This is a genomic window from Variovorax sp. P4_B11, assembly GCF_056402355.1.
This window is the reverse complement of sequence record NZ_JBFUHO010000011.1, coordinates 104,252-128,490: the sequence shown is the minus strand read 5'-3', so window position 1 is coordinate 128,490 and position 24,239 is coordinate 104,252. Positions and strand designations below refer to the sequence as shown.

Sequence of the window (24,239 nt, the reverse complement as noted above, 5' to 3'; positions counted from 1 at the left end):
CAGTCGGCGCCTTTTCTTTTGGGTGCAGGTCCTGCGACGGCAACGGCCGATGCTATCAAATAGATAGCAATCCGGAATGCGACAATCCGGCCCCCCATGGAAATTCTGGTGCTGACCCTCGCCTCGCTGTTCGCGGGTTTCATCGATTCCATCGTCGGCGGCGGCGGCCTGATCCTGGTGCCGGCGCTGTTCAGCGTGCTGCCGGGCACCGCCCCCGCCACGCTGCTGGGCACCAACAAGAGCGCCTCGGTCTGGGGCACGGCGGCGGCTGCGGCGCAGTTCCACCATCGGGTCGGCCTGCGCTGGCACACGCTGCTGCCGGCCGGCGCCCTGGCCTTCGCGGGCTCGCTGGCCGGAGCCTGGGCCGTGACCGTGGTGCCGGGCGACTTCCTGCGCAAGCTGCTGCCGCTGGTGCTGGTCGCGCTGCTGCTCTACACGCTGGCGCGCAAGGACCTCGGCCACCACCATGCGCCACGCTTCAGCGGCCGTGCCGAACTGCTGGCCACGGCGGCGATCGGCGCCCTGCTGGGCGTCTACGACGGCTTCTTCGGGCCCGGTACGGGCAGTTTCTTCGTCTTCCTGTTTGTGCGCTGGCTGGGCTACGACTTCCTCAACGCGGCCGGCTCGGCCAAGCTGCTCAACACCATGACCAACCTGGGCGCGCTGCTGCTGTTCGGGCTCAAGGGCCATGTGCTGTGGCCACTGGCGCTGACGATGGCGGTCGCCAACGTGGCCGGCAGCGTGATCGGCGCCCGGGTCGCCATCAAGCACGGCGCCGCCTTCGTGCGCAAGGTCTTCATCGTCGTGGTCGGCGCGCTGATCCTCAAGACCGCCTACGACGCGTTCTTGTAGCTCGCCCCCAGGTTGCCCGGCACTTCGTGTCCGGGCGCCCACCCCCTACCGGGGGCGCAGTCAGCGGCCCGGCAAAGCCGGTTCCGCGACTGCCCACGAACAGGCGTGCGCTGCGCGCCGCCCGATAACAAGCACGGCGCCACTCTTCTATCGGCCGGCGCAGCCAGGCCTGTTGGTGAAACACCGCGGAACCGGCTTCGCCGGGCCGCTGGTGTTGCCCCCGGTAGGGGGTGGGCGGGCTACACGCAGTGAGCCCAACCTGGGGGCGAGCTCAATCCTGCCAGGCGACCTCGCTGGCGACCCGCGGCTTGCCGATCGGCACGGTGGCCTTGCCGACCTGGATCGCGGCCATGTCGGCCTCGCTCGGGTACTGGTTCATGAGCCAGTAGTCGAAGACGCGGCGCGCGATCGGCGCCGCGGCGCCGGCGCCCCAGCCGGCGTTCTCGACGATCAGCGCCACCGCGATCTTGGGGTCGTTGACCGGCGCGAAGGCCATGAAGAGCGCGTGGTCGCGCTGGTGCTCCTCCAGCGCCTTGGCGTTGTACTTGGTGTTCTGCGCCATGCCCACCGCCTGTGCCGTGCCGGTCTTGCCGGCCGCCTGGTAGGGGGCGCCCGCGAACACGCCGCGCGCGGTGCCACCGGTGACCACCGCGGTCAGGCCCTCGCGGACCACGGCGATGTCGGAAGCCTTGTAGCCGAGGTTCTGGGCCGGCGGCTGCACCACCGGCTTGACCTCGCCCGTCACCGTGTCGCGGATCGCCAGCACCAGGTGCGGCTTGTGCTTGATGCCGCCATCGGCCACGATGGCGGTGGCCTGCGCCAGCTGCAGCATCGTGAAGCTGTTGTAGCCCTGGCCGATGCCCAGCGAGATGGTTTCGCCGGCATACCACTTCTTCTGCTCGGGGCGCTTGTAGGCGTTGCGCTTCCATTCGGTGCTGGGCAGCACGCCGCGCACCTCGCCGCCGATATCGATGCCGGTGATCTGGCCGAAGCCCAGCGGCTTCATCGAATCGTGGATCAGGTCCACGCCCATCTCGCCGGCCAGCGAGTAGTAGTAGATGTTGCTCGACAGCTGGATCGAGCGCCGCATGTCGACGTTGCCGATGTTGCCTTCGGGGCTGCCGAAGCGGTGGCCGCCGAAGTTGAAGTAGCCCGGGTCGTTGACCAGCACGCTGGGCCCGCGCTTGCCGGTCTGCAGCGCTGCCAGCGCCATGAAGGGCTTGTAGGTCGATCCCGGCGGATAGGTGCCGCGCAGCGCGCGGTTGAGCAGCGGCTTGTCGAGCGACTCGCTGAGCTCCTTCCAGCTCTCGCTGTCGATGCCCTCGACGAACAGGTTGGGGTCGAAGGTCGGTTTGCTGACGAAGGCCAGGATCTCGCCGGTCTTGGGATCGAAGGCGACCAGCGCGCCGCGGCGCTCGCCGTACATGTCCTCGACCAGCTTCTGCAGCTTGATGTCGAGCGACAGCATGACCGTGTTGCCAGGCGTCGCCGGATGGGCCGCGAGCCGGCGCACCGCGCGGCCGCCGGCCGAGGTTTCCATCTGCTCGACGCCGGTCTGGCCGTGCAGGGTCTTCTCGTAGCTCTGCTCGATGCCGAGCTTGCCGATGTACTCGGTGCCCTTGTAATTGGCGAGGTCCTCGTCCTCCCAATCCTCCATCGCCGTCTTCTCGGCCTGGTTGATGCGGCCGATGTAGCCCAGCACGTGGCTGGCGAGCTCGCCATGGGGGTAGTTGCGGAACAGTCGGGCCTTGATCTCGACGCCCGGGAAGCGGTAGCGCTGGGCCGCGAAGCGGGCCACTTCCTCGTCGCTCAGGCGGGTGCGGATCGGCACCGAGTCGAAGCTGCGCGAGTCTTCGCGCAGCCGCTTGAAGCGCCGTCGGTCGCGCGGAGAGATCTCGAGCACCTCGGTCAGGGCGTCGATGGTCTCCTCGAGGTTGCCGGCCTTGGAGGGCGTGATCTCGAGCGTGTAGGCCGAGTAGTTGGAAGCCAGCACGATGCCGCTGCGGTCGAGGATCAGGCCGCGGTTCGGCACCACCGGCACGATCGCCGTTCGGTTGCTCTCGGCCTGTTCGGCCAGGTCTTCGTGGCGCACCACCTGCAGGTAGACCAGCCGCGTGCACAGCAGCCCGAAGGCCGTGAGCACGACCGCGCCGATCACGAGCACTCGCCGCCTGAAGCGGGAGAGGTCGGCGGCGACATTGCGAATCTCTGTCATTTGGGAGCTGGAGCTTAGGCCGCACAAGGCCCGCATGCAATGGGGCTGCGGGCGACGGGCGGCGGGCGGGCTGTCAGAGTGGTCTGTTGGCGTCGGGTTCCGGGGTCCGGCGCTGCGGCGCCAGGAGAATCAGGCTGACCAGCGGCCACAGGGCCGCCTCCAGCGCCGGCGCCACCAGCAGCGACCAGCCCGGGAAGGCGCCACCGCCGATCATGCGGATGACCAGCTCGATCAGGTGCGAGAGCGCGAACAACGGAAGCACCTGCAACGCCTGGGAGATCAGCGGATACCACAGCAGCCGCCGGTGGATCATGGTCGCCAGGAAGCCGAGCGTGGTGTAGGACAGGGCATGCTGCCCGAGCATCGCGGCCTGGTGCACGTCCATCAGCAGGCCGAACGCGAAGGCGGCGCCGATGCCGATGCGCGCTGGCTGGTGCACGCTCCAGAACACGATCGCCAGCGCCAGCAGGTCGGGCGTCCAGGCGGCGCGGCCGAGCGGCACCATGTTGAGCAGCAGCGCGACGACCAGGCTGGTCCACATGAACAGCGGGCTGACGGGCAGCAGGAGCTGCTGCTGGCCGGGACGCATGATCATCGCGGGCTCGCTTCCTTCTTGTCGGTCTTCTTGGCGGACTTCGCGTCCGCCTTGGCGTCGGCCTTGGCGTCCGCCTTGTCGGCCTTCTTCTTGGCGGCGACCGCCGAGGGCGTGTTGGGCGGGGTCGGCTTCGGCACCGACTGGGCGCCGGTGGGCGCCAGCACGAGCACATAGCGCGCCGCACTCACTTGGGCCAGCGGCGCGCAGTGGATGCGTGCGAAGGCGGAGTCGGCCCGGCGCTCGATGCGATCGATCTTGGCCACGGGCAGGCCCGGCGGATAGACGCCGTCGACGCCGCTGGTGGTCAGCACGTCCCCTTCCTGCACATCCGAGTTCGCCTGCATGAAGCGCAGCTCGAGCCCGCCGCCATGCGCGCTGGCGTCGCCAAAGGCCACGCTGCGGGCGCCGGTGCGCACGTTCTGGACCGGGATCGACAGGTCGCGGTCGATCACCAGCGTGATCTCGCTCGAAAAGGGCTGGACCTGCGTCACCTGGCCGAGCACGCCGTGCTCGTCGATCACCGGCGAGCCGGGGGCGATGCCGTTGGCCAGGCCCTGGTCGATCACCAGCTTGCGGGTGTAGGGGTCGGCCGCGTCATACAGCACCTCGGCCGCGCGGCCCGGGGTCTGGGTGACCTGGCGCAGTTCGAGCAGGGAGCGCAGGCGGGCGTTCTCCTGGGCCAGCGTGTCGGCCTGGCTGGCGCGCTCGGACTGCAGCGCGAGCGCCTTGCGGGCGTCAGCCTCGTTGCCCTGCGCGGTCTGCAGGTCTTCCAGGTAGCGGCCGCCGCCCGCCACCAGCTGAACCGGCTTGAGCGCCAGCCACTGCACCGGATAGAGCACCGTCCCGATCGCCAGCCGGATCGGCTGCACGATGTGGAGCCGCGCGTCGGCGACCATCAGAAACAGCGCCAGCGCGCTGAAGAAGATCAGCTTGCTCAGCGCCGACGGCCCCTGGTTGAAGAGGGGCGGTGCAGTGCGATCGAGGGTGCCGAGCGGCATGACGCTTTATGCCACGAGAGATACGGAGGGAGCAGCGCTAATTGTTCGCATGTTCCAGGGTTGCCGCGGAACCGGCTTTGCCGGGCCGCCGGCAACGCCCCCGGCAGGGGGTGGGAGCGCGACACGAAGTGCGCGCGACCTGAGGGCGAGCACTATTCACTCGTGAAGATGCTGCCCAGGCGATCCATGCGCTCGAGGGCGATGCCGCAGCCGCGCACCACGCAGGTCAGCGGATCTTCGGCGACCAGCACCGGCAGGCCGGTTTCCTCGGCCAGCAGGCGGTCCAGGTCGCGCAGCAGGGCGCCGCCGCCGGTCAGCATCATGCCGCGCTCGGCGATGTCGGCGCCGAGTTCGGGCGGCGTCTGCTCGAGGGCGTTCTTGACGGCCGAGACGATGTTGTTCAGCGGATCGGTCAGGGCTTCGAGCACTTCGTTGCTGCTGATCGTGAAGCTGCGCGGCACGCCTTCGCTGAGGTTGCGGCCCTTGACCTCCATCTCCTTGACCTCGGAGCCCGGGAAAGCCGAACCGATGTTCTTCTTGATGACTTCGGCCGTCGGTTCGCCGATCAGCATGCCGTAGTTGCGGCGGATGTAGTTGATGATGGCCTCGTCGAAGCGGTCGCCGCCGACGCGCACGCTGCCCTTGTAGACCATGCCGCCGAGCGAGATCACGCCGACTTCGGTGGTGCCGCCGCCGATGTCGACCACCATCGAGCCGCTGGCCTCGGACACCGGCAGGCCGGCGCCGATCGCGGCGGCCATCGGTTCCTCGATCAGGTAGACCGAGGTGGCGCCGGCCGCTTCGGCCGCGTCCTTGATGGCGCGGCGCTCGACCTGGGTCGAGCCGCAGGGCACGCAGATGATGATCCGCGGGCTCGGCGTGAGCAGCGAGCGCGGGTGCACCATCTTGATGAACTGCTTGATCATCTGCTCGGTGATGACGAAGTCGGCGATCACGCCGTCCTTCATCGGCCGGATGGCCTCGATGTTGCCGGGCACCTTGCCGAGCATCGCCTTGGCTTCGCGGCCCACGGCCTGGATCACCTTCTTGCCGTGCGGGCCGCCTTCGTGGCGGATCGCGACGACCGAGGGCTCGTCCAGCACGATGCCCTTGTTGCGAGCGAAGATCAGGGTGTTGGCGGTGCCGAGGTCGATCGCCAGGTCGGTAGAGAAGTACCGACGGAAAGCTCCAAACATTGTGGAATTCCTCTGGGGCACGGCATGCGCGTCGGCAGGCCGTCGCCCTCTTTTTGGGTCGTGTGAAGGGTGGTTTGAAACGTTTTTGCGGCAAATGCCGGCGCGTTCGCGGGGGTTGCGGCAAAGGCGGGATAATAACCGAATCCCCTGACAGCTCCGCGTTTCAGAGCAGCTTTACGGCGTGCGATTGCACCCCGTCCGGCGCCAGAATCGCCCATTTTCGATGTCCCTCACTTCCACAGATATCGCCCGCATCGCCTCGCTGGCGCGGCTTCAACTGGCTCCCGACGAAAGCGAGCGCATGCGCGGCCAGATCAACGGCTTTTTCGACCTGGTCGAGCGCATGCGCGCGGTCGACACCGGCGGCGTCGAGCCACTCGCCCACCCGGTGGCCGCCATCGAAGACATCACGCTTCGGCTGGCCGACGACGTGGTGAGCGAGCCGAACAACCGCGCGGCCAACCAGCGCAGCGCGCCGGCGGTCGAGAACGGCCTGTTCCTGGTCCCGAAGGTGATCGAATGAGCGCCGCGACGGGCCGCCCCGAGCAAGATCGCACCCCCTCGGGGGGCAGCGAGGACACGAAGTGCCGAGCGCGGGGGCCTCAATGCGCCGCGACGGGCCGCCCCGAGCAAGATCGCACCCCCTCGGGGGGCAGCGAGGACATGAAGTGCCGAGCGCGGGGGCTGAAATGAGCGCCGAAATCCACCAGATGGGCGTGGCCGGGCTGGCTGCGGCCTTGCGCGAACGCAAGATTTCCGCGGTCGAGGCGGCCCATCACCACCTGTCCCGGATCCGCGCCCACCAGGATCTCGGCGCCTTCGTGGCCATCGACGAGCAGCTCACGCTGTCCCAGGCCCGCGCCGCCGATGCCCGCATCGCCGCCGGCGCCGGCGCGGCGCTCGAGGGCGTGCCGATCGCCCACAAGGACATCTTCGTCACCGCCGACCTGCCGACCACCGCCGGTTCGCGCATCCTGGCGGGCTACCGCTCGCCCTTCGACGCCACGGTGGTCCGCAAGCTGGCCGAGGCCGGCGCCGTGACATTGGGCAAGCTCAGCTGCGACGAGTTCGCGATGGGCTCGGCCAACGAGAACGTCGCCGTCCCCGCGATCGGCTTCGACCACGCGGTGCCGGTGCGCAACCCGTGGGACACCGACCGCATCCCCGGCGGTTCGTCTGGCGGCAGCGCCGTGGCCGTGGCCGCGGGCCTGGCCCCGGCCGCCACCGGCACCGACACCGGCGGCTCGATCCGCCAGCCGGCCTCGTTCTGCGGCGTCACCGGCATCAAGCCGACCTACGGCCGTGCCTCGCGCTACGGCATGGTCGCCTTCGCCTCCAGCCTCGACCAGGCCGGCCCGATGGCCCGCTCGGCCGAGGACTGCGCCCTGCTGCTGTCGGCGATGTGCGGGCCCGACCCCGAGCGCGACTCGACCTCCCTGGCCCGCCCGGCCGAGGACTTCTCGCGCTCGCTCAAGGACTCGCTCGAGGGCCTGCGCATCGGCGTGCCGAAAGAGTTCTTCGGCGAGGGCGTGGCGCCCGGCGTGCGCGCCGCGGTCGACGCGGCGCTGGCCGAATACGAGAAGCTCGGCGCCCGCCGCGTCGAGATCACGCTGCCGCGCACCGAGCTGTCGATTCCCGTGTACTACATCATCGCGGCGGCCGAGGCCTCGAGCAACCTGAGCCGCTTCGACGGCGTCAAGTTCGGCCACCGCGCCAAGAACTACCGCGACCTGGCCGACATGTACGCCCAGACCCGCGAGGAAGGCTTCGGCGACGAGGTCAAGCGCCGCATCATGATCGGCACCTACGTGCTCTCGCACGGCTACTACGACGCCTACTACCTGCAGGCGCAGAAGGTGCGCCGCATGATCGCGGACGACTTCCAGCAGGCCTTCAGGCAATGCGATGTGATCGCCGGCCCGGCCGCACCGACGGTGGCCTGGAAGCTCGGCGAGCACGGCGGCGATCCGGTCGCCGACTACCTGGCCGACATCTTCACCTTGCCTGCCTCGCTGGCCGGCCTGCCCGGCATGAGCGTGCCCGCCGGATTCGACGGCGGCCTGCCGGTCGGCCTCCAGCTGATCGGCAATTACTTCGCCGAGGCGAAATTGCTCAACGCGGCGCATGCCTTCCAGCGGGCGACCGACTGGCACCTCCACACGCCGGCGGGCTATTAAATGAAACACCCCCGAAGCGCCTGCGGCGCCTCCCCCTCAAAGGGGCAACACCAGCGGCCCGGCAAAGCCGGTTCCGCGGTGTTCCCGACCTCGGCCGCGCCAGCTTCATGCGTCGCGAACGACGCGTTCGCCCCTGGAGCACTGAAATGACGCAGCAACAAAGCACCACCGAACAACTGCAGAGCGGCCGCCCGACCGGCCCGCTGGTCCGGGGCTACGAGGTCGTGATCGGCTTCGAGACCCACGCCCAGCTCTCCACCGCCTCGAAGATCTTCAGCCGCGCCTCGACCGCCTTCGGCGCCGAGCCCAACACGCAGGCCTGCGCGGTCGACCTGGCCCTGCCCGGCACCTTGCCGGTGATGAACAGGGGCGCGGTCGAGCGCGCCATCAAGCTCGGCCTGGCGCTCGGCTCGACGATCGCGCCGCGCAGCGTGTTCGCACGCAAGAACTACTTCTACCCCGACCTGCCCAAGGGCTACCAGATCAGCCAGTTCGAGATCCCCGTGGTGCAGGGCGGCTCGGTGAGCTTCTTCGTCGGCGACGAGCCCAAGACCGTGCGCCTGGTGCGCGCCCACCTCGAGGAAGACGCCGGCAAGTCGCTCCACGAGGACTTCATCGGCCAGTCGGGCATCGACCTGAACCGCGCCGGCACGCCGCTGCTCGAGATCGTCACCGAGCCCGACATGCGATCGACCGCCGAGGCCGTGGCCTATGCACGCGAGCTGCACAAGATCGTCACCTGGATCGGCATCTGCGACGGCAACATGCAGGAAGGCAGCTTCCGCTGCGATGCCAACGTCTCGGTGCGCAAGCCCGGCGACAGGCTCGGTACGCGGCGCGAAATCAAGAACCTCAACAGCTTCAAGTTCATGCAGCAGGCGATCGACTACGAGATCCGCTGGCAGATCGAGGAGATCGAGGACGGCCGCGCGATCCAGCAGGCCACCGTGCTGTTCGACCCCGACACGGGCGAGACGCGCGCCATGCGCACCAAGGAAGACGCGGCCGACTACCGCTACTTCCCCGACCCCGACCTGCCGCCGCTGGCGATCGCCGCCGACTGGATCGAGCGCGTGCGCGCCGAGATGCCCGAGCTGCCGCGCGCGATGGCCGAGCGCTACGTGCGCGAGCACGGCCTGTCGGACTACGACGCCGCGCAGCTGACGCAGAGCCCGGCCCTGGCGAACTACTTCCAGGGTGCGGTGGCCGCGGGCGCCAATGCCAAGCTGGCGAGCAACTGGATCACGGGCGAGATCGCCCGGCGCCTGAACCAGCAGGACATCGCGATCACCGAGGCGCCGGTGACGGCGGCCCAGCTCGCGAAGCTGGTCGAACGCATCGGCGACGGCACGATCTCGAACAATGCGGCGCGCCAGGTCTTCGACGCGCTCTGGACCGGCGAAGGCCAGGACGTCGACGCGCTCATCGAGGCCAAGGGCCTGAAGCAGATGAGCGACAGCGGCGCGCTCGAGAAGATCATCGACGGCGTTCTTGCGACCAATCAGAAGAACATCGACGAGTACCGCGCCGGCAAGGACAAAGCCTTCAACGCACTGGTCGGCCAGGTCATGAAGGCCAGCCAGGGCAAGGCCAACCCGGCGCAGGTCAATGCGCTGCTGAAGGCCAAGCTGGGGTAGGTAGCTCGCCCCCAGGTTGCCCGCACTTCGTGTCGGGCGCCCACCCCCTACCGGGGGCAACACCAGCGGCCCGGCAAAGCCGGTTCCGCGGTGTTTCACCAATGGGCCTGGCTGCGCCGGCCGGATCGGAGCGTGCCGTGCTGGCTTTGCTTCAGGTGCGCGCGGCGGCCTTGGGCTGGCGCTGCTGCAGCGCCCTTCTTGCCGATATCGGCAGCCGTTGCGACCACTCGCTCGACGGCTTCTCGACCAGCCTGAAAAGCAGGTAGGCCGCCGCAGTGCACACTGCAACGCCGATCGGCACCCACACCGCATGCAGCGACTCCGGCGTGCGGGGGAGCGCCAGGTTGAGCAGTTTCACCCCGAGCGGGAAATGGATGAGATACAGGGAGTAGGAAATGGAGCCCAGGAAGAGCGCCACTCTCAGCCGCATCGCCGGCAGGTAGCGGATCGCCAGGTAGCACAAGAGGCCTGCCGCGAGTTCGGGGTAGGAGGACTTCGGCACGGCGGCGGCGGCCGCCAGCAAGACCAGCCCCGCGGCCTCGGCCATCGGTATCCGGAGCACGGCGACGTAGCAGGCCACGAATCCGATCAGGAAATAGGGAAGATGGCGGACGACGTCCAGATGGTCGGCCCCGAACGCGGCGACCGCAGCACAGGCGCAGAACGAGAGGACGCGGACAAGGCGGCGCCGCGAGAAAAGGAGCGGAAAGAAAATGGAGATGAAAAAATAGTATTTCACCTCCACGATGAGCGTCCATATCACCGGATTCTCGGCGGGGATGTCCAGGTAGAAGAAGTACTGCAACAGTTGCAGGCCCGAGATCTTCTGCGGCTCGCCCTTGACCATCGCCGCCCCGAGCGAAAGTGCGAACGTGAACAGCAACGCGACGGCGTAAGTGGGCTGCAGGCGCACCAGCCGCTTGAGCCAGAACCGGCCGATGTCCGTGATCCGGTATTCACCCTTCCAAAGGCTGTAGGGAATGATGTAGCCCGAGATGACGAAGAACACCTGGACGCCGACCGCTCCATGCTTCGCGAGATCGGCCGCTGTGCCCGAAAGTGCCGGAGCGAAATGGCAAATGCACACTATCAGCGCCGCGAGGCCGCGCAGATAGTCGAGCGTGAAGATCCGGTTGCCCATGCGACTGTTTCCTTGGATGCAGTCAGGGCGCGCCGATCGCTACCGCGCTGAAGCAGCGGCCGCGTTGGACGCCCAGAGCGGTTTGAGGCGCGTTGCCTCCTCGTCGAAGCGCGCGTTGAGGCGTTTCTTTTCCTCTTCCTGCTCGCCGATGAAGCGGTTCTGCACCGCGACGCTCTTGGCGTTGTCGTCCATCTTGCGGCGCACCGCGTCGGGTGCCTTGCTCGGGTCGTTCTTGTAGAACTCGAGCTCGTCGTCGATCTTCTTGCGGTCCTCGGCCAGTTCGCCCAGCCGCTTCCTGGCGGCCTGGATCACGACATCGATCTGCACCAGCGCCTCGGCCCGCTCGCGGTCGTGGGCGGCCGCGTTCGGGTAGCGCACCAGCAGCGCACGCTCGCGCCGCCGCTCCTCGACCTGCCGGGCCGCCTGCAGCCGGGCCAGGCGGTCGCTCTCATCGCGCTCAGCCTGCTCGCGCGCCGTGTAGGTGGGCTCGACCTTGCGGCGCGTGGTGCCGCTCGGATTGAGCTCGCGCTGCTCGCGGTCGATGCAGTCGGGAATCGGCCGGTCGGCGGTGATGGTGCGGCCGCGCGAATCGGTGCAGCTGTAGATGCCGGGGCCGGACGGCCGGGCGGCGCCGGCCGCGGGTTGCTGTGCCTGCACCGCGCCGGCCGCAGCCAGCGAGAACGCCAGAAATGCCTTCAGTGCTTGGGTGCTCGCCAACATCGGTCCTTCAGACGGGTTGAATCAGCCCGCGCCGTAACGAGCCCGGTACGCCAGCACGTGCTGGCGGTGGGCGCCCAGCTCGTCATCCGCGCGGCCTGACAGATACTGTAACAAGTCGTCCAGCGTCGCGATGGAAATAACTGCAAGTCCGAGCTGATTGCGTACATATTGCACGGCGCTGTGGTCCACGTCGACCCCGTTCTCGGTGGCCTTCTCCTGGCGGTCGAGCGCAATCGCGACCGCGTGCGGGATGGCGCCGGCGGCGCGGATGGCCGCGATCGACTCGCGCACCGCGGTGCCGGCCGACATCACGTCGTCGACGATCAGCACCCGGCCCTCGAGCGGCGCCCCGACCAGGGTGCCGCCCTCGCCGTGGTCCTTGGCTTCCTTGCGGTTGTAGGCGAAAGGGACGTTGCGGCCGCGCCGCGCCAGCTCGGCCGCCACCGTGGCGCCGAGCGGAATGCCCTTGTAGGCCGGCCCGAAGATCATGTCGAACTCGAGCCCGCTGGCGATCAGCCGGTCTGCATAGAATTCGGCCAGCCGCGCGAGCTTGGCGCCATCGTCGAACAGGCCGGCATTGAAAAAATAGGGGCTGATGCGGCCGGCCTTGGTCTTGAACTCGCCGAAGCGCAGCACCCCCGACTCCAGCGCAAACTGGACGAACGCCTGTGCCAGCGCGCCGTCCTCTCCAATCTTTTCAGCCATAGGGAATGTCCTCGTGTTCAAACTGACCAGCCTCAACCTCAACGGCCTGCGATCGGCTGCCACCAAGGGCGTCGCCGATTGGGTCGGCGGACTGGGGCCGGATTGTATTTGCATGCAGGAAATCAGGGTCCAGGCAAGCGACATCGAGGGCCGCTTCGAGGAGATGGCCGGTCTCAAGGGGCACTTCCATTTCGCCGAGAAGAAAGGCTATGCGGGCACCGCGGTCTACACGAAGCACGCGCCCAGCGACGTGGTCGTGGGCTGGGGCGACCCCGAGTTCGACGCCGAGGGCCGCTACCTCGAGCTGCGCTTCGACAAGCCTGGCGCCAAGCTGTCGATCATCAGCTGCTATTTCCCGAGCGGATCGTCGGGCGAGGAGCGGCAGGCGGCGAAATTCCGCTTTCTCAAGGGCTTCTTCCCGCATCTCGGCGCGCTGAAGCGCGAGCGCGAATTCATCCTCTGCGGCGACATCAACATCGCCCACAAGGAAATCGACCTCAAGAACTGGCGCGGCAACCAGAAGAACAGCGGCTTCCTGCCCGAGGAGCGGGCCTGGATGACCCGGCTGCTCGACGCCGGCGCCGACGGCGCGGGCCTGGTCGACGTCTACCGGATGCTCAAGCCAGAGACCACCGACGAGGCCTACACCTGGTGGAGCAACCGCGGCCAGGCCTACGCCAAGAACGTGGGGTGGCGGCTGGACTATCACCTGGCGACGCCGAAGCTGGCGGCACTGGCGCGCGCGGAGTCGATCTTCAAGACCGTCAAGTTCAGCGACCACGCGCCGATCACGGTGGACTACGAGCTCACGCTGTAGCGGGGCGCTCAGTCAGCGCCCGCGCGCGGTGGCCCGTCCCGAGTGCCGCGCCATGTGCACCTGGTGCAGCGTGATCTTGCGCACCTCCGCCTGGCTGGTCTCGATGTGGGCGCGCAGCAGCATCGCGGCCTGGTCGCCCCGGTTGGCGCGGATCGCCTTCAGGATCTTGCCGTGCTCCTCGTAGGTCGCGTCGATGCGCGGCTGCTTGGTGAAGTCGAGCCGCCGGATGATGCGGATGCGGTCGGTCACGTCGCGGTGCACGCGCGCCATCTCGCCGTTGCCGGCGGCCGCGACCAGCGAGCAATGAAAGGCCTCGTCCCACTGCGCCACCTGCACCGTGTCGGCGCTGCGCTGGGCGGCGGGCACCAGCCAGATGGCGGCCAGCGTCTCGAGCAGGCTGCGGTCGACGCGGTGGTCGCTCTCGCACAGGCGGTGGACGGCGGTGGTCTCGAGCACCATGCGCAGGTCGTACAACTGCTCGAACTGGTCGAAGTCGAACGGCAGCACGCGCCAGCCGCTGCGGAACAGGACTTCGACGAAGCCCTCCTGCTGCAGCCTGAAGAGCGCCTGCCGCACCGGCGTGCGCGAGACGCCGAGTCGCTCGCTGATCTCGTTCTCGGTGAAGCGGTCGCCGGGCACCAGGCTGAACTCGGCGACGTCGCGCTTGAGCTGGGCATAGACCTCGTCGGCCCGGGTACGGAACACGGGATCGGCGGCGGGAGGCTGGGGAGGAATTCGAACGGTCGACACGTCGGCCATGTTAGTGGGTGCCGAGCGCGGCCAGCAAGGCGCCGCTCGGTGCGGTCCAGCCGACGATGCCGCCCTGGGCGCGGATCATCTCGACGGCAGCCGCCTTGAAGGCGGGAAAATAGCTCTCGGTGCAGTCCTCGAGCAGCAGGCAGTCGTAGCCGCGGTCGTTGGCTTCGCGCATGCTGGTCTGGACGCAGACCTCCGTGGTGACGCCGCCGAACAGCAGGTGGGTGATGCCGCGCCGCTTCAGCGTCTCGTGCAGTCCGGTGGCGTAGAAGGCGCCCTTGCCGGGCTTGTCGACCACGATCTCGCCTTCGACGGGCGCCAGCGCATCGATGATCTGGTTGCCGGGTTCGCCCATCACGAGGATGCGGCCCATCGGGCCGACGTCGCCGATGCGCAAGCTGGGGTTGCCGCGGTTGCGCTTGGCGGGCGGGCAGTCGGAGAGGTCGGGCTTGTGGGCTTCTCTCGTATGGACGACCAGGCCGCCCGCTGTTCGCCACGCTTCGAGCGTTTTTTGTGTCGCGGGGACGATGGCTTCGAGCAGGGAGACGTCGTTGCCCAGGGTCTCGCCGAAGCCCCCGGGTTCGATGAAGTCCCTTTGCATGTCGATCAGGACGAGGGCGGTCTTGGTGATGTCGAACTCGTAGGTGAAGGGCAGGGCTTCTATCTGCATTGGGGGCTTTCGAGTCGTTCAGGTTGGACGCGGGGTGGGCGGCGGTGACGGGCGGTATGCCCTGGACCGGCCGACGTCACCGGCCCTTCGGGCTTCCCTGCGCTGCTCGCGGTACGCGGGGTCCGCGCAAACTCGCTCCGCTTCGCTCCACTCAAACACGCGCGGCCCTTTTTCCGCGCACCGCTGCGCTGCTCGGCGGTGCCTCAACGGCCGGCCCAGGGCATACCGCCCGCCACCGCTGGTACGTTGGGGTTGCATCGGCGTTGGAGACGTCGCTGCTCCTTGAACACCCCCAAGCCCGGCATGCGGTGCGGGACGGGCGATCCCCTCTGCGCCGCTGAGCAGCGCAGCCTTTCGCGGATCAGGGCTCGCGACTGTTTGAGCGAAGCGAGTTTGAGCGAGACCCCGCGAAAGGCGAGCAGCGCAAGGCAGCCCGAAGGGCCGGCGCAGTGGGGTCGTTCGGCCCGCACCGCGTGCCGGGCGCCTCCCCAAGGACAGCAAGGGCTTCATGCAGCCACCGGCGCATGATGATCGCCCCCACCCATGTGCGCCCCCAGCACATGCCTCTCGGCAGTCGCAGCATCGGTTTCGTAGACCACCCGCCCCTCGCTCATCACCACGATCCGATCCGCCATCTCCAGCAGTTCGTCGAGATCCTCGCTGATCAGCAGCACCGCGCCGCCGCGCGCCCGCACCTGCACGATGCGGCTGTGAATTTCCGCCACCGCCGCGAAGTCCAGCCCGAACACCGGGTTGGCCGCGATCAGCACGTTGATGTCTCCCGCCAGCTCGCGCGCCAGCACCGCGCGCTGCACGTTGCCGCCCGACAGGCTGCGGATCGGCGCGCCCTCGCCCTGGGTCTTGACGCCGTACTCGGCGATCCACTCGCGGGCCCGGCTGCGCCACAGCGGGAAGTTCAGCACATCGGCGCCGAGCGCCGGCCAGGCCAGGGGCGGCTGGTCGAAGTCGCGCAGCGCCATGTTCTCGGCCACGCTGAGGTCGCTGACACAGGCGTTGCGCAGCGGCTCCTCGGGCAGGCTGCGCACTTTGAGGCGCCGGTTCTCCTCGCGCTTCGCCGCGTAGGGTTCGCCCATCACCGTGACGCGGCCCGCGAGCCGCGGCCGCTGGCCGACCAGGGCTTCCACCAGTTCGCGCTGGCCGTTGCCCGAGACACCGGCCACGCCGAGGATCTCGCCGGAACGCACCGACAGGCTCAGGTCGTGCACCGCCAGCGTGCCGCGGTCGCCCAGGGCCCGAAGGCCGGCTACATGCAGCGCGATCGGCGCGTTGGCCGCCGTCGGCCGCATCGCATGCAGGGCGCGGCCGATCGGCGCGGCGGTGTCGCCCTCGGCGGGCGGCGGCGCTTCGCCCTCGCCCATCATCGCTGCGGCCAGCCGCGCCGGGTTGGTGTCGGCCACCTGGCAATGGTGCACCGCCTTGCCGCGCCGCAGCACCGTGACGCTGTCGGCATAGGCCATCACCTCGCGGAACTTGTGCGTGATGATCAGCACCGTGCACATGCCGCTTTTCGCGAACTCGCGCACATGGCCCAGCACCTCGTCGGCCTCCTGCGGCGTCAGCACCGAGGTCGGCTCGTCGAGGATCAGCAGGCGCGGCTTCAGGTAGAGCTGCTTGAGCAGTTCGAGCTTCTGCTTCTCGCCGGCCGCCAGCTCCGACGGACGCACGTCGAGGTCGAGGCTGAACGGCGTGGTCGCCAGGAAATCCGTGAGCTCGGCGCGCTTGCGCTTCCAGTCGATCAGCGCCGGCGTCTTGCCGCCGGCCAGCAGCAGGTTCTCGGCCACCGTCATGCCCGGCGCCAAGGTGAAGTGCTGGTAGACCATGCCGATGCCGAGCGTGCGCGCCACCACCGGGTTGGCGATGTCCTGCTCGCGGCCGTCGATCAGGATCGCGCCCTCCTCGGCCCGCTGGAATCCGGCCACGCACTTCACCAGCGTGCTCTTGCCGGCGCCGTTCTCGCCCAGCAGCGCATGCACGGTGCCGGGCGCCACGTGCATCGTCACGCGGTCCATCGCGGTGAAGCTGCCGAAGCGCTTGGTCAGCTCGTAGGTGTCGAGCGCCAGCGCGCCGGTGGCGGCGGGTGTCGGGTGGACCGGTGCGATCATCGTGCGGCTCTCCGTTCTATTGGGGCGGCAGCGCGTCGAGCAGCGCCGTCGAGCTCGCATGGGCGCCGAACACGCCGCCCTGCATGGTGATCATCTTCAGTGCCGCCAGGTGGTTGCCGTGGTCGGTGGCCGCGGTGCAGTCCGACAGCAGCAGGCATTCGAAGCCGCGGTCGTTGGCGTCGCGCATCGTCGTGTGGACGCAGACGTCGGTCGTGATGCCGGCCAGGATCAGGTTCTCGATGCCGCGCGTGTGCAGCACCAGCTCGAGGTCGGTGGCATAGAAAGAGCCCTTGCCGGGCTTGTCGATCACCACCTCGCCGGCGAGCGGCGCCAGCGCCGGGATGATCTCCCAGCCCGGCTCGCCGCGCACCAGGATGCGCCCGCACGGGCCGGCGTCGCCGATGCCGACGCCGTTGGCGCCGATCTGCCGCGAGCGCCAGCGCTTGTTGGCCGGCAGGTCGGCCAGGTCGCGGCGGTGCCCTTCGCGCGTGTGGATGATGTGGAAACCCAGCGGCCTCAGGCGCGCCAGCGTGCGCGCGATCGGCTCGATCGGCGCCTGCACCAGCGACAGGTCGTAGCCCATCACGTCGACGTACCCGCCCTGGCCGCAGAAGTCGGTCTGCATGTCGATCACGATCAGCGCCGTGTTGTCGGGCCGCAGCGCGCCGTTGTACGGCCAGCGGTACGGGTCGGCGGAAACGTAGGTGGTGCTCATGCGGATGAACTCGGGTTCGACTTCCTTGGGGATCAACGCGTGGATGACAGTTCGCCCGGGCTGCCGACCGCCACGCTGCCCGGCTTGCAGGTCAGCACCAGGATCACCAGCGTGAGCACGTAGGGCACGGTGTTGAAGAGGTGATAACCCCAGCCGACGCCGATCGACTGCAGGGCCGGACCGATCGCGCCGGCGCCGCCGAACAGCAGCGCCGCGCCGATGCAGCGCAGCGGGCTCCAGCGCGCGAAGATCACCAGCGCCACCGCGATCAGGCCCTGCCCGCTCGAGATGCCCTCGTTCCAGCTGCCCGGATAGAACAACGTGAGCGAGGCGCCGCCGAGCCCGGCGATGAAGCCGCCGGCGGTGGTGGCCGCGATGCGCAGGCCGGCCACCGAGTAGCCGAGCGCGCGCGTCGCGTTGGCTGAATCGCCCGCCATGCGCACCAGCAGGCCGGCGCGCGTGCGCGCGAAGCCCCACCACAGGAACACCGCCAACACGATGCCGACCGGCACCAGCGCGTTGACCTGCAGCGCCGATCGGATGACCGGGTTGTCGCTCCAGTTGCCCAGCGGGATCGCCGGCAGCTGCGGCGCCTGCGGCTGGATCAGCGGCTTGCCCAGGTAGAAGGCGAGGCCGGTGCCGAACAGCATCAGCGCGATGCCGGTGGCGACGTCGTTTACGCGGTCGAGCGAGCACAGGAGCCCATGCAGCAGCGCCAGCAGCGCGCCCGCGGCGCCGCCGATCAGCACGCCGAGCCAGGCCGAGCCGGTGAGCCAGGCGCCGCCGAAGGAGGCCATGGCCGAGAGCACCAGCACGCCTTCGAGGCCGAGGTTGATGCGGCCCGACTTTTCGGTCAGGCATTCGCCGAGGCTCACGAAAAGAAAGGGCGCGCCGACGCGCAGCGCGCCGCCGACGATCCCCGCCACGAGCGCGATCCACTGGTCGGCGGTCATGGCGCAAGCTCCGCGCCGCGCGCTGCGGTATGCGACTTGGGAGCGGCCCGATGTCTCATGCAACCTCCTTCGTCAGACTCGGCTGCACCGCGCGTGGCATGCGGTTCTTCAGCAGCGTCTTCCAGTCGATCATGCGCAGGCCCTCGCTCGCGAGGATCAGCACGAATGCCATGCCCTGCAGCACCAGTACCGAGGCGTCCGGCAGCCCCAGACGGCGTTGCAGCAGGCTGCCCGCGGCGCCGAAGCCGCCGAAAAGAATCGCCACCGGGATCACCGCCACCGGGTTGTGGCGGGCGATGAAGGACACCAGGATGCCGGCATAGCCGTAGCCCGCAATCAGCGAGGCATTGGCATTGGTGTGCACCGCCGCCACCTCCACCGCGCCGGCCACGCCCGCGCAGGCGCCGCCGATCCCGCAGGCGGCCAGGATCAGCCTGCTGGCCGGCAGGCCCACCAGCTGGGCGGTGCGCGGATTGCCGCCGACCACGCGGACCGAGAAGCCCGAGGCGGTGGCACGCAGCCAGAGGCCCGAGACCAGGCAGGCGACGATCCCGATCACCAGGCCCCAGTGGACGTCGGAGCCGCCGATGCCGCCGATCCCGAGCCCTTCGGCGATCGAGCGCGTGGCCGGCTTGTTGAGGCTCGCCGGGTCGCGCAGCACGCCTTCGACCAGGTGCTTGAAGAGCCCGATCGCGATGTAGGCCAGCAGCAGGCTGCTGATGGTCTCGTTGATGCCGCGGTACTGCCGCAGCCAGCCCGCCAGTGCGATCCAGGCGGCGCCGGCGATGGCGCCGGCCACGCACAGCGCGACAGAGCCCACGAGGTTCGCCGGCAGCGGCAGCGCATAGGGCAGCGCCGCTGCGGCCAGCCCGCCGAGCACCAGCGCGCCCTCGCCGCCGATGATCACCAGCCCGGCGCGCGCCGGAATCGCGACGCACAGCGCGGTCAGCATCAGCGGCGCGGCGCGCTGCAGCGTGTTCTGCCACGAGAACCAGTCACCGAAGGCCCCCTTGAAGAGGATGACCCAGACCTCCAGCGGACTCACGCCGGCGAACCAGACGAAGACGCCGAAGAGAAGCAATGCCGCCGCAATGGCGAACACCGGCAATCCGACTTCCCGAAGGATGTTCCGCATCGTCATATCCCTTCACAAGTCCGCGGATTCCGCCGACCGGCGCAGCCCGGCCCGTTGGTGAAACACCGTGGAACCGGCTTCGCCGGGCCACCGGTGTTGCCCCCGGCAGGGGGCTGAGGGGCCGCGGCTCCAAGCCTGCCTGCGCAGGCTTGGACGGCCCCGAAGAGCCGCTGCCTCTGGCAGCGACTCGAGGCGCCCGGACACGAAGTGCCGGGCAACCTGGGGGCGAGTCACCCAACACTTCCGACGACGCCTTCGACCAGGTAGTTCATCTTCTCGAGTTCGAGGTCGGTCTGCTTGAGCGCCTTGCCGGCCGGGATCACGACCGTGCCCTTGTTGTCCTTGAGCCCGCCGACGAAGATGTCGAAGCTGCCCGCCAGCATCTTGGCCTTGACCTCGTCGGCGTTTTTCTTCGCGGCGTCGGTGACCATCGGGCCGTAGGGCGACATCTTCACGTAGCCTTCCTTGAGGCCGCCGCGCAGGAAGTTCGGATGTGGCTTGCCGGCCTGGGCGGCATCGACGATCGTCTTGTAGGCCGTGACCCAGTTCCACTCGGCGCCGGTCAGGTAGGCATTGGGCGCCAGCTTGGCCTGGCTCGCGTGGTAGCCGCAGACCATCTTGCCGCGCTTGGCCGCGGTCTCGACCACCACCTTGGGGCCGTCGACGTGCATCGTGAAGACGTCGCAGCCCTGGTCGGCCAGGCTGTTGGTGGCCTCGGCCTCCTTCACGGCCATCGACCAGTCGCCCGTGAAGATCACGCTGCAGGTGATGTTCGGCTTGACCGAGCGCGCACCCAGCGTGAAGGCATTGATGTTGCGCAGCACCTGCGGGATCGGCTTGGCGGCGACGAAGGCGATCTTGTTGCTCTTCGTCATGTGGCCGGCGATGACCCCGTTGAGGAACTGGCACTCGTCGATGTAGCCGAAGAAGCTGCCGACGTTCTTGGGATGCTTGCCCTCGGTCCACAGGCCGCCGCAATGCGAGAAACGGACGTCGGGGTTCTTCGGCGCCACCGCCAGGATGTGCGGGTCGAAGTAGCCGAAGGAGGTCGGGAACAGCAGCTTGGCGCCGTCCTGCGAGATCATCCCGGTCATGGTCTTCTGTACCGCCGCGGTCTCGGGCACGTTCTCTTCCTCGACCACCTTGAGGCCCGGCATCTTCTTGAGTTCGGCCGCGGCCAGCGCGTGCGACTGGTTGTAGCCATAGTCGTCGCGCGGGCCGACATAGATGACGCCGACGGTCAGCGGCTTCTGCGCGCTGGCCAGCGCGCTCCAGCCGCCCAGGGTGGTGGCGGAGGCCAGGGCGGCCAGGGACTTGAGGGAATCGCGACGGTTGAACTGGCTCATGGTGCTTACTCCAGGTGATTGAGGAATCAGGGGGGCCGGGATGTCCTGTCTTGGATACAAGATGGTGTGCATAAACCGTACCAGCGCTTTGGCGGCCAAATCCGCCCGCGGCGCGCCAGCGTTGTGCGGGACGCGCGCCGCGTTCGCGCGGGCGCCCCGTCTTTGTGCTTTTCAGGCGCCGTCGCACATCAGACCAGCGGAGCCACGGGCGAATGCACCGCGCCCGCGGATTCGAGCGCTGCAGCCACCCGCAGCACCAGGTCCTCGCGCCACGGCGCCGCGATCACCTGGACGCCGATCGGCAGCGCCGGATGGGCACCCCAGACCGGCACCGCGCACACCGGCAGGCCGACGCACGAGATCGGCTGCGTCAGCAAGCCCATGTTGGGCCGCACCGGCAACCGGTGGCCATTGATCTCGAAGGACTCGGCACCGATCGGCGTCGCCGCCGAGGGCGTCGCGGCTGCCAGCAGGATGTCGAAGCGCTCGAACACTTGCGCCACCTGCTCCGCATAGAGTCGCCGCACGCGCTGCGCCCGCGCCACCCAGGCGGCCGGCAGCAGCGCGCCGGCCAGGAAGCGGTCGCGCGACAGCGGTTCGAAGTCCTGCGCGCGGCGGCGCAGGTCGGGCAGGTGCAGCGCGGCACCTTCGGAGTTGGTGACCAGGAAGGCCGCGGCCCGGCCGGCCTCGACCATCGGCAGTTCGACCGTGCGGCTGGCGCCCAGCGCCTGCGCCACGGCGTCGACCGCGGTCAGCGCCTCGGGCTGGGCATGCTGGCGGAAGTAGCCGCCGAGCACGCCGATGCGCAGCCCCTGCGCGCCCAGCGCCAGTGCTGCGCTGACCGGCTCGACCGCGCGCTGCGCGCAGCCGGGGTCGTGCGGGCCGCGGCCCTCGGGGCCCTGCATCGCGTCGTAGGCCAGCGCCAGGTCGCGCGCCGAGCGCGCGAACGGGCCCAGGTGGTCGAGGCTCGACACGAAGGGATAACTGCCGGTGCGCGGCAGCCGTCCGAAAGTCGGCTTGAGACCGAACACGCCGCACAGCGACGAGGGCACGCGGATCGAGCCGTTGGTGTCGGAGCCCAGCGTCAACGGCACCTGGCCGGCCGCGACCGCGGCGCCCGAGCCGCCCGAGGAACCGCCCGCGATCCGCGCCAGGTCGTGCGGGTTGCGGGTCGGGCCGGCGTGGCTGTTCTCGGTGGTGAAGCCGTAGGCGTACTCGTCCATGTTGAGCGCACCGACCAGCACCGCGCCCGCGCTCTCCAGCCGCCGCACCAGCGCCGCGTCGTCGCGCGGCGGCGTGCTCCCGCGCTCGATCTTCGAGCCCGCGAGGGTCGCGAGGCCGGCGATGTCGAACAGGTTCTTGACCGCGAAAGGCACGCCCAGCAGCGGCAGTTCGCGGGTGCGTGCGCCGTGGGCCGAGGCGAGCGAGGCATCGACCTGCGCGGCCCGCCGCAGCGCGCGCTCGCGCAGCACCGCGGTGAAGGCGTTGACGCGGCCGTCGGTGGCACCGATGCGGTCCAGGCTGGCCTGCACCAGCGCCACCGCGCTGACCGCGTTGCCGCGCACGGCATCGACCATCGCGGATGCGTCCTGCGCGAGCAGGGCAGCGGCGCTCATTCTTCCTTCTCCCTGGGCGACACCGGCGAGAAGCTCAGCGCCGGTTCATCGCGATCGCCGAGCGGCACCGCATCCACCAGCGCGGCGAACTCCGCCGCCAGCGTGAAGTAGCGCAGCACGCCCGGCCGCTGGTCGGCCCTGAGCCTCAGGCCGAGCACGGCCGCCGATGCATCGACATAGGCTTCGATCTCCGAAGGCGTCATGGTTGCGGCTCCTAGCGGCGCACTTCGCGCTGGAAGATCTCCAGGCTCAGCTTCTTCATGGCCACGAAGCTGGCCGAGCTCAGCGTCTCGAGCGTGCGCGGCCGCTCGTCGCGGTAGTCGAGGATCTCGGCCACCTTGGTCGGCCGCTTGGTCAAGAGCAGCACCTGGTCGGCGAGGTACACCGCCTCCTCGAGGTCGTGCGACACCAGCAGCATCGTGGTGCCGGTCTTCATGAACACCTCCTGCAGTTTCTCGCGGATGAACAGCGTCATCTCGAAGTCGAGCGCCGAGAACGGCTCGTCGAGGAACAGCACCTCGGGGTTCGGCGCCAGCGCCCGCATGATCGACGCCGTCTGCTGCTGGCCGCCCGACAACTCGTAGGGATAGCGCTTCAAGTCGAACTTGACATCGAAGGAGGCCACCAGTTCCTCCATGCGCCGGTCCACCTCGGCCTTCGATCGGCCTTCGAGCTTCAGCGGGTAGGCGATGTTGTCGATGGTCCGCATCCAAGGGAACATCGCTTCGCGGTAGTTCTGGAACACGTAGCCGATCTTGGTGTCGGCGAGCGACTTGCCATCGAACAGGATCTCGCCCGCGTCGATCGGGATCAGGCCCGCGATCATGTTGATCAGGGTCGACTTGCCGCAGCCGTTGGGGCCGAACACCGAGACGATCTTGTGCTTCGGGATGTCGAGGTCGAAGTTCTCGTACAGCGGCCAGCCCGCGAAGTACTTGGTCAAGCCGCGGATCGTGATGTGGGTGCCGGCCGGCCCCGGGGTGAAGACCGGCTTCGGCACGTCGGCATACACCGGGCCGTCGATGACTTTTTCCACGGTGGCTCTCATCTTCCGCTCCAGTGCACGATGCGGCGCTCGGCCACGAGGAAAAGAATGTTCAGCGCATAGCCCAGCGCACCGGCGGCGAGGATCGAGGCGTACATGTCCTTGACGTTCATCACCTGCTGCGAGTTGATGATGCGGTGGCCGAGCCCGCTGTCGGAGCCGATGAACATCTCGGCCACGATGACGATCACCAGCGCCATCGAGACCGCCGAGCGCAGGCCGACGAAGGTCGGCTGCAGGCTCTCCCAGACCAGCACGTCGCGAAAGATCTGCCAGCGCGAAGCCCCCATCACCTTGGCCGCCATGACGCGCTGCTTGCGCGCGTTCATCACGCCGTAGGCGCTGTTGAAGACCACGATCAGCAGGGCACCGAAGGCCGCGATCGCGACCTTGTTGACGTCCGAGACGCCGAAGATCATGAGGAACAGCGGGATCAGGGCCGAAGACGGCGTCGAGCGGAAGAAGTCGATCAGGAACTCGACGCTGCGGTAGGCCTTTTCGTTGCTGCCGAGCAGCACCCCGAGCGGCACGCCCACGATGGCCGCGATCAGGAAGGCCTGCAGCGTGCGCCAGACCGTGACCGCGAAGTCGCCGAGCAGTGCGCCGCCGGCCAGGCCCGACAGCAGCGTGAGCAGCGTGTCGCCCGGCATCGGCAGCAGGATGGCCTTGATCAGGCCGAAGCGCACCACCAGGTCCCAGACGATGAACAGCACCACCGGGCCGATGAAGGGCAGCGCCTTGACCCAGTGCGATTCGCGCGGCGGCGCGGAGGCGGATGCGTTGGCGGCAGGCGGCGACCAGGGCGCCGTGGGCGTGGGGGTGCTCAT

Annotated in this window: 23 protein-coding genes; 5 read left to right on the top strand and 18 right to left on the bottom strand. The window is 68.8% G+C overall.

All coding sequences use genetic code 11. The features are described 5' to 3' along the window. The first annotated feature begins 96 nt into the window (after positions 1 to 96). The gene (locus tag AC1DYD_RS13335; RefSeq protein ID WP_478173213.1) at positions 97 to 852 is read left to right on the top strand and encodes a sulfite exporter TauE/SafE family protein; all 756 of its coding nucleotides are present in this window, start codon (positions 97 to 99) and stop codon (positions 850 to 852) included. Between the two features lie 271 nt (positions 853 to 1,123). On the opposite strand, the gene mrdA is transcribed toward AC1DYD_RS13335, so the two are convergent. The 4 genes from mrdA to AC1DYD_RS13315 form a co-directional block, all read right to left on the bottom strand. After that, complete coding sequence (gene mrdA / locus AC1DYD_RS13330) at positions 1,124 to 3,067, bottom strand: penicillin-binding protein 2 (RefSeq protein ID WP_478173212.1); 1,944 nt, start codon at positions 3,065 to 3,067, stop codon at positions 1,124 to 1,126. A gap of 73 nt (positions 3,068 to 3,140) precedes the next feature. Then, positions 3,141 to 3,662: a rod shape-determining protein MreD gene (mreD, locus tag AC1DYD_RS13325; protein WP_478173211.1), complete on the bottom strand. Its 522-nt coding sequence runs from the start codon at positions 3,660 to 3,662 to the stop codon at positions 3,141 to 3,143. Continuing rightward, positions 3,659 to 4,660 (bottom strand): rod shape-determining protein MreC, encoded by a 1,002-nt coding sequence (gene mreC, locus AC1DYD_RS13320; RefSeq protein WP_478173210.1) that lies wholly within the window; start codon positions 4,658 to 4,660, stop codon positions 3,659 to 3,661. Before mreC ends, mreD begins: the two co-directional genes overlap by 4 nt. Before the next feature lie 152 nt (positions 4,661 to 4,812). Beyond that, on the bottom strand, positions 4,813 to 5,856 hold the full coding sequence (locus AC1DYD_RS13315; protein WP_077002382.1) for a rod shape-determining protein: 1,044 nt from the start codon (positions 5,854 to 5,856) through the stop codon (positions 4,813 to 4,815). A gap of 223 nt (positions 5,857 to 6,079) precedes the next feature. Here AC1DYD_RS13315 and gatC point away from each other — a divergent pair, with 223 nt between their 5' ends. From gatC to gatB, 3 genes are all read left to right on the top strand, one after another. Then, entirely contained in the window at positions 6,080 to 6,379 is a 300-nt protein-coding gene (gene gatC, locus AC1DYD_RS13310) for an Asp-tRNA(Asn)/Glu-tRNA(Gln) amidotransferase subunit GatC (protein ID WP_478173209.1), read from the top strand. Positions 6,380 to 6,545: 166 nt separating this feature from the next. Beyond that, a complete protein-coding gene (gene gatA, locus AC1DYD_RS13305) occupies positions 6,546 to 8,033 on the top strand; it encodes an Asp-tRNA(Asn)/Glu-tRNA(Gln) amidotransferase subunit GatA (RefSeq protein ID WP_478173208.1) in 1,488 nt (495 codons plus the stop codon). Positions 8,034 to 8,179: 146 nt separating this feature from the next. Continuing rightward, positions 8,180 to 9,670: an Asp-tRNA(Asn)/Glu-tRNA(Gln) amidotransferase subunit GatB gene (gene gatB, locus AC1DYD_RS13300; RefSeq protein WP_478173207.1), complete on the top strand. Its 1,491-nt coding sequence runs from the start codon at positions 8,180 to 8,182 to the stop codon at positions 9,668 to 9,670. Positions 9,671 to 9,821: 151 nt separating this feature from the next. On the opposite strand, the gene AC1DYD_RS13295 is transcribed toward gatB, so the two are convergent. From AC1DYD_RS13295 to pyrE, 3 genes are read right to left on the bottom strand one after another with little or no spacing between them, the layout of a single operon-like run. After that, positions 9,822 to 10,811, bottom strand: coding sequence for an acyltransferase family protein (locus AC1DYD_RS13295; protein ID WP_478173206.1), 990 nt, complete (start codon positions 10,809 to 10,811; stop codon positions 9,822 to 9,824). A gap of 39 nt (positions 10,812 to 10,850) precedes the next feature. Continuing rightward, positions 10,851 to 11,531 carry a DUF4124 domain-containing protein gene (locus AC1DYD_RS13290; RefSeq protein ID WP_478173205.1) on the bottom strand — a complete coding sequence of 227 codons (681 nt, stop codon included), beginning with the start codon at positions 11,529 to 11,531 and terminating at the stop codon, positions 10,851 to 10,853. Positions 11,532 to 11,552: 21 nt separating this feature from the next. Then, on the bottom strand, positions 11,553 to 12,236 hold the full coding sequence (gene pyrE / locus AC1DYD_RS13285) for an orotate phosphoribosyltransferase (RefSeq protein ID WP_478173204.1): 684 nt from the start codon (positions 12,234 to 12,236) through the stop codon (positions 11,553 to 11,555). A gap of 13 nt (positions 12,237 to 12,249) precedes the next feature. Between pyrE and AC1DYD_RS13280 the strand changes: the two genes are divergently transcribed. Beyond that, on the top strand, positions 12,250 to 13,053 hold the full coding sequence (locus tag AC1DYD_RS13280; RefSeq protein WP_478173203.1) for an exodeoxyribonuclease III: 804 nt from the start codon (positions 12,250 to 12,252) through the stop codon (positions 13,051 to 13,053). 12 nt (positions 13,054 to 13,065) lie between these two features. Here the strand turns inward: AC1DYD_RS13280 and AC1DYD_RS13275 are convergent, their stop codons facing one another. From AC1DYD_RS13275 to AC1DYD_RS13225, 11 genes are all read right to left on the bottom strand, one after another. Further along, on the bottom strand, positions 13,066 to 13,812 hold the full coding sequence (locus AC1DYD_RS13275) for a GntR family transcriptional regulator (protein ID WP_478173202.1): 747 nt from the start codon (positions 13,810 to 13,812) through the stop codon (positions 13,066 to 13,068). Position 13,813: 1 nt separating this feature from the next. Then, entirely contained in the window at positions 13,814 to 14,479 is a 666-nt protein-coding gene (locus AC1DYD_RS13270) for a cysteine hydrolase family protein (protein WP_478173201.1), read from the bottom strand. Positions 14,480 to 14,985: 506 nt separating this feature from the next. Then, complete coding sequence (locus AC1DYD_RS13265; RefSeq protein WP_478173200.1) at positions 14,986 to 16,602, bottom strand: ABC transporter ATP-binding protein; 1,617 nt, start codon at positions 16,600 to 16,602, stop codon at positions 14,986 to 14,988. A 16-nt stretch (positions 16,603 to 16,618) separates the two neighbouring features. Continuing rightward, positions 16,619 to 17,317 (bottom strand): biuret amidohydrolase, encoded by a 699-nt coding sequence (biuH, locus tag AC1DYD_RS13260; protein WP_478173199.1) that lies wholly within the window; start codon positions 17,315 to 17,317, stop codon positions 16,619 to 16,621. Positions 17,318 to 17,349: 32 nt separating this feature from the next. Continuing rightward, positions 17,350 to 18,270: an ABC transporter permease gene (locus AC1DYD_RS13255; RefSeq protein WP_478173198.1), complete on the bottom strand. Its 921-nt coding sequence runs from the start codon at positions 18,268 to 18,270 to the stop codon at positions 17,350 to 17,352. 55 nt (positions 18,271 to 18,325) lie between these two features. After that, positions 18,326 to 19,405: an ABC transporter permease gene (locus AC1DYD_RS13250; RefSeq protein ID WP_478173197.1), complete on the bottom strand. Its 1,080-nt coding sequence runs from the start codon at positions 19,403 to 19,405 to the stop codon at positions 18,326 to 18,328. A 230-nt stretch (positions 19,406 to 19,635) separates the two neighbouring features. Beyond that, entirely contained in the window at positions 19,636 to 20,751 is a 1,116-nt protein-coding gene (locus tag AC1DYD_RS13245; RefSeq protein WP_478173196.1) for a BMP family ABC transporter substrate-binding protein, read from the bottom strand. Positions 20,752 to 20,939: 188 nt separating this feature from the next. Next, positions 20,940 to 22,367, bottom strand: coding sequence for an AtzE family amidohydrolase (locus AC1DYD_RS13240; protein WP_478173195.1), 1,428 nt, complete (start codon positions 22,365 to 22,367; stop codon positions 20,940 to 20,942). Next, positions 22,364 to 22,570, bottom strand: coding sequence for a DUF4089 domain-containing protein (locus AC1DYD_RS13235; protein WP_478173194.1), 207 nt, complete (start codon positions 22,568 to 22,570; stop codon positions 22,364 to 22,366). Before AC1DYD_RS13235 ends, AC1DYD_RS13240 begins: the two co-directional genes overlap by 4 nt. Before the next feature lie 11 nt (positions 22,571 to 22,581). Continuing rightward, a complete protein-coding gene (locus tag AC1DYD_RS13230; protein WP_478173193.1) occupies positions 22,582 to 23,415 on the bottom strand; it encodes an ABC transporter ATP-binding protein in 834 nt (277 codons plus the stop codon). Continuing rightward, a complete protein-coding gene (locus AC1DYD_RS13225; RefSeq protein WP_478173192.1) occupies positions 23,412 to 24,239 on the bottom strand; it encodes an ABC transporter permease in 828 nt (275 codons plus the stop codon). The genes AC1DYD_RS13230 and AC1DYD_RS13225 overlap by 4 nt, the downstream gene beginning before the upstream one ends.

Coding starts and splice junctions, on each gene's coding strand:
- AC1DYD_RS13335 (WP_478173213.1), top strand. CDS start 97: ATGGAAATTCTGGTGCTGACCCTCGCCTCGCTGTTCGCGGGTTTCATC.
- mrdA (WP_478173212.1), bottom strand. CDS start 3,067: ATGACAGAGATTCGCAATGTCGCCGCCGACCTCTCCCGCTTCAGGCGG.
- mreD (WP_478173211.1), bottom strand. CDS start 3,662: ATGATCATGCGTCCCGGCCAGCAGCAGCTCCTGCTGCCCGTCAGCCCG.
- mreC (WP_478173210.1), bottom strand. CDS start 4,660: ATGCCGCTCGGCACCCTCGATCGCACTGCACCGCCCCTCTTCAACCAG.
- AC1DYD_RS13315 (WP_077002382.1), bottom strand. CDS start 5,856: ATGTTTGGAGCTTTCCGTCGGTACTTCTCTACCGACCTGGCGATCGAC.
- gatC (WP_478173209.1), top strand. CDS start 6,080: ATGTCCCTCACTTCCACAGATATCGCCCGCATCGCCTCGCTGGCGCGG.
- gatA (WP_478173208.1), top strand. CDS start 6,546: ATGAGCGCCGAAATCCACCAGATGGGCGTGGCCGGGCTGGCTGCGGCC.
- gatB (WP_478173207.1), top strand. CDS start 8,180: ATGACGCAGCAACAAAGCACCACCGAACAACTGCAGAGCGGCCGCCCG.
- AC1DYD_RS13295 (WP_478173206.1), bottom strand. CDS start 10,811: ATGGGCAACCGGATCTTCACGCTCGACTATCTGCGCGGCCTCGCGGCG.
- AC1DYD_RS13290 (WP_478173205.1), bottom strand. CDS start 11,531: ATGTTGGCGAGCACCCAAGCACTGAAGGCATTTCTGGCGTTCTCGCTG.
- pyrE (WP_478173204.1), bottom strand. CDS start 12,236: ATGGCTGAAAAGATTGGAGAGGACGGCGCGCTGGCACAGGCGTTCGTC.
- AC1DYD_RS13275 (WP_478173202.1), bottom strand. CDS start 13,812: ATGGCCGACGTGTCGACCGTTCGAATTCCTCCCCAGCCTCCCGCCGCC.
- AC1DYD_RS13270 (WP_478173201.1), bottom strand. CDS start 14,479: ATGCAGATAGAAGCCCTGCCCTTCACCTACGAGTTCGACATCACCAAG.
- AC1DYD_RS13265 (WP_478173200.1), bottom strand. CDS start 16,602: ATGATCGCACCGGTCCACCCGACACCCGCCGCCACCGGCGCGCTGGCG.
- biuH (WP_478173199.1), bottom strand. CDS start 17,317: ATGAGCACCACCTACGTTTCCGCCGACCCGTACCGCTGGCCGTACAAC.
- AC1DYD_RS13255 (WP_478173198.1), bottom strand. CDS start 18,270: ATGACCGCCGACCAGTGGATCGCGCTCGTGGCGGGGATCGTCGGCGGC.
- AC1DYD_RS13250 (WP_478173197.1), bottom strand. CDS start 19,405: ATGCGGAACATCCTTCGGGAAGTCGGATTGCCGGTGTTCGCCATTGCG.
- AC1DYD_RS13245 (WP_478173196.1), bottom strand. CDS start 20,751: ATGAGCCAGTTCAACCGTCGCGATTCCCTCAAGTCCCTGGCCGCCCTG.
- AC1DYD_RS13240 (WP_478173195.1), bottom strand. CDS start 22,367: ATGAGCGCCGCTGCCCTGCTCGCGCAGGACGCATCCGCGATGGTCGAT.
- AC1DYD_RS13235 (WP_478173194.1), bottom strand. CDS start 22,570: ATGACGCCTTCGGAGATCGAAGCCTATGTCGATGCATCGGCGGCCGTG.
- AC1DYD_RS13230 (WP_478173193.1), bottom strand. CDS start 23,415: ATGAGAGCCACCGTGGAAAAAGTCATCGACGGCCCGGTGTATGCCGAC.
- AC1DYD_RS13225 (WP_478173192.1), bottom strand. CDS start 24,239: ATGAGCACCCCCACGCCCACGGCGCCCTGGTCGCCGCCTGCCGCCAAC.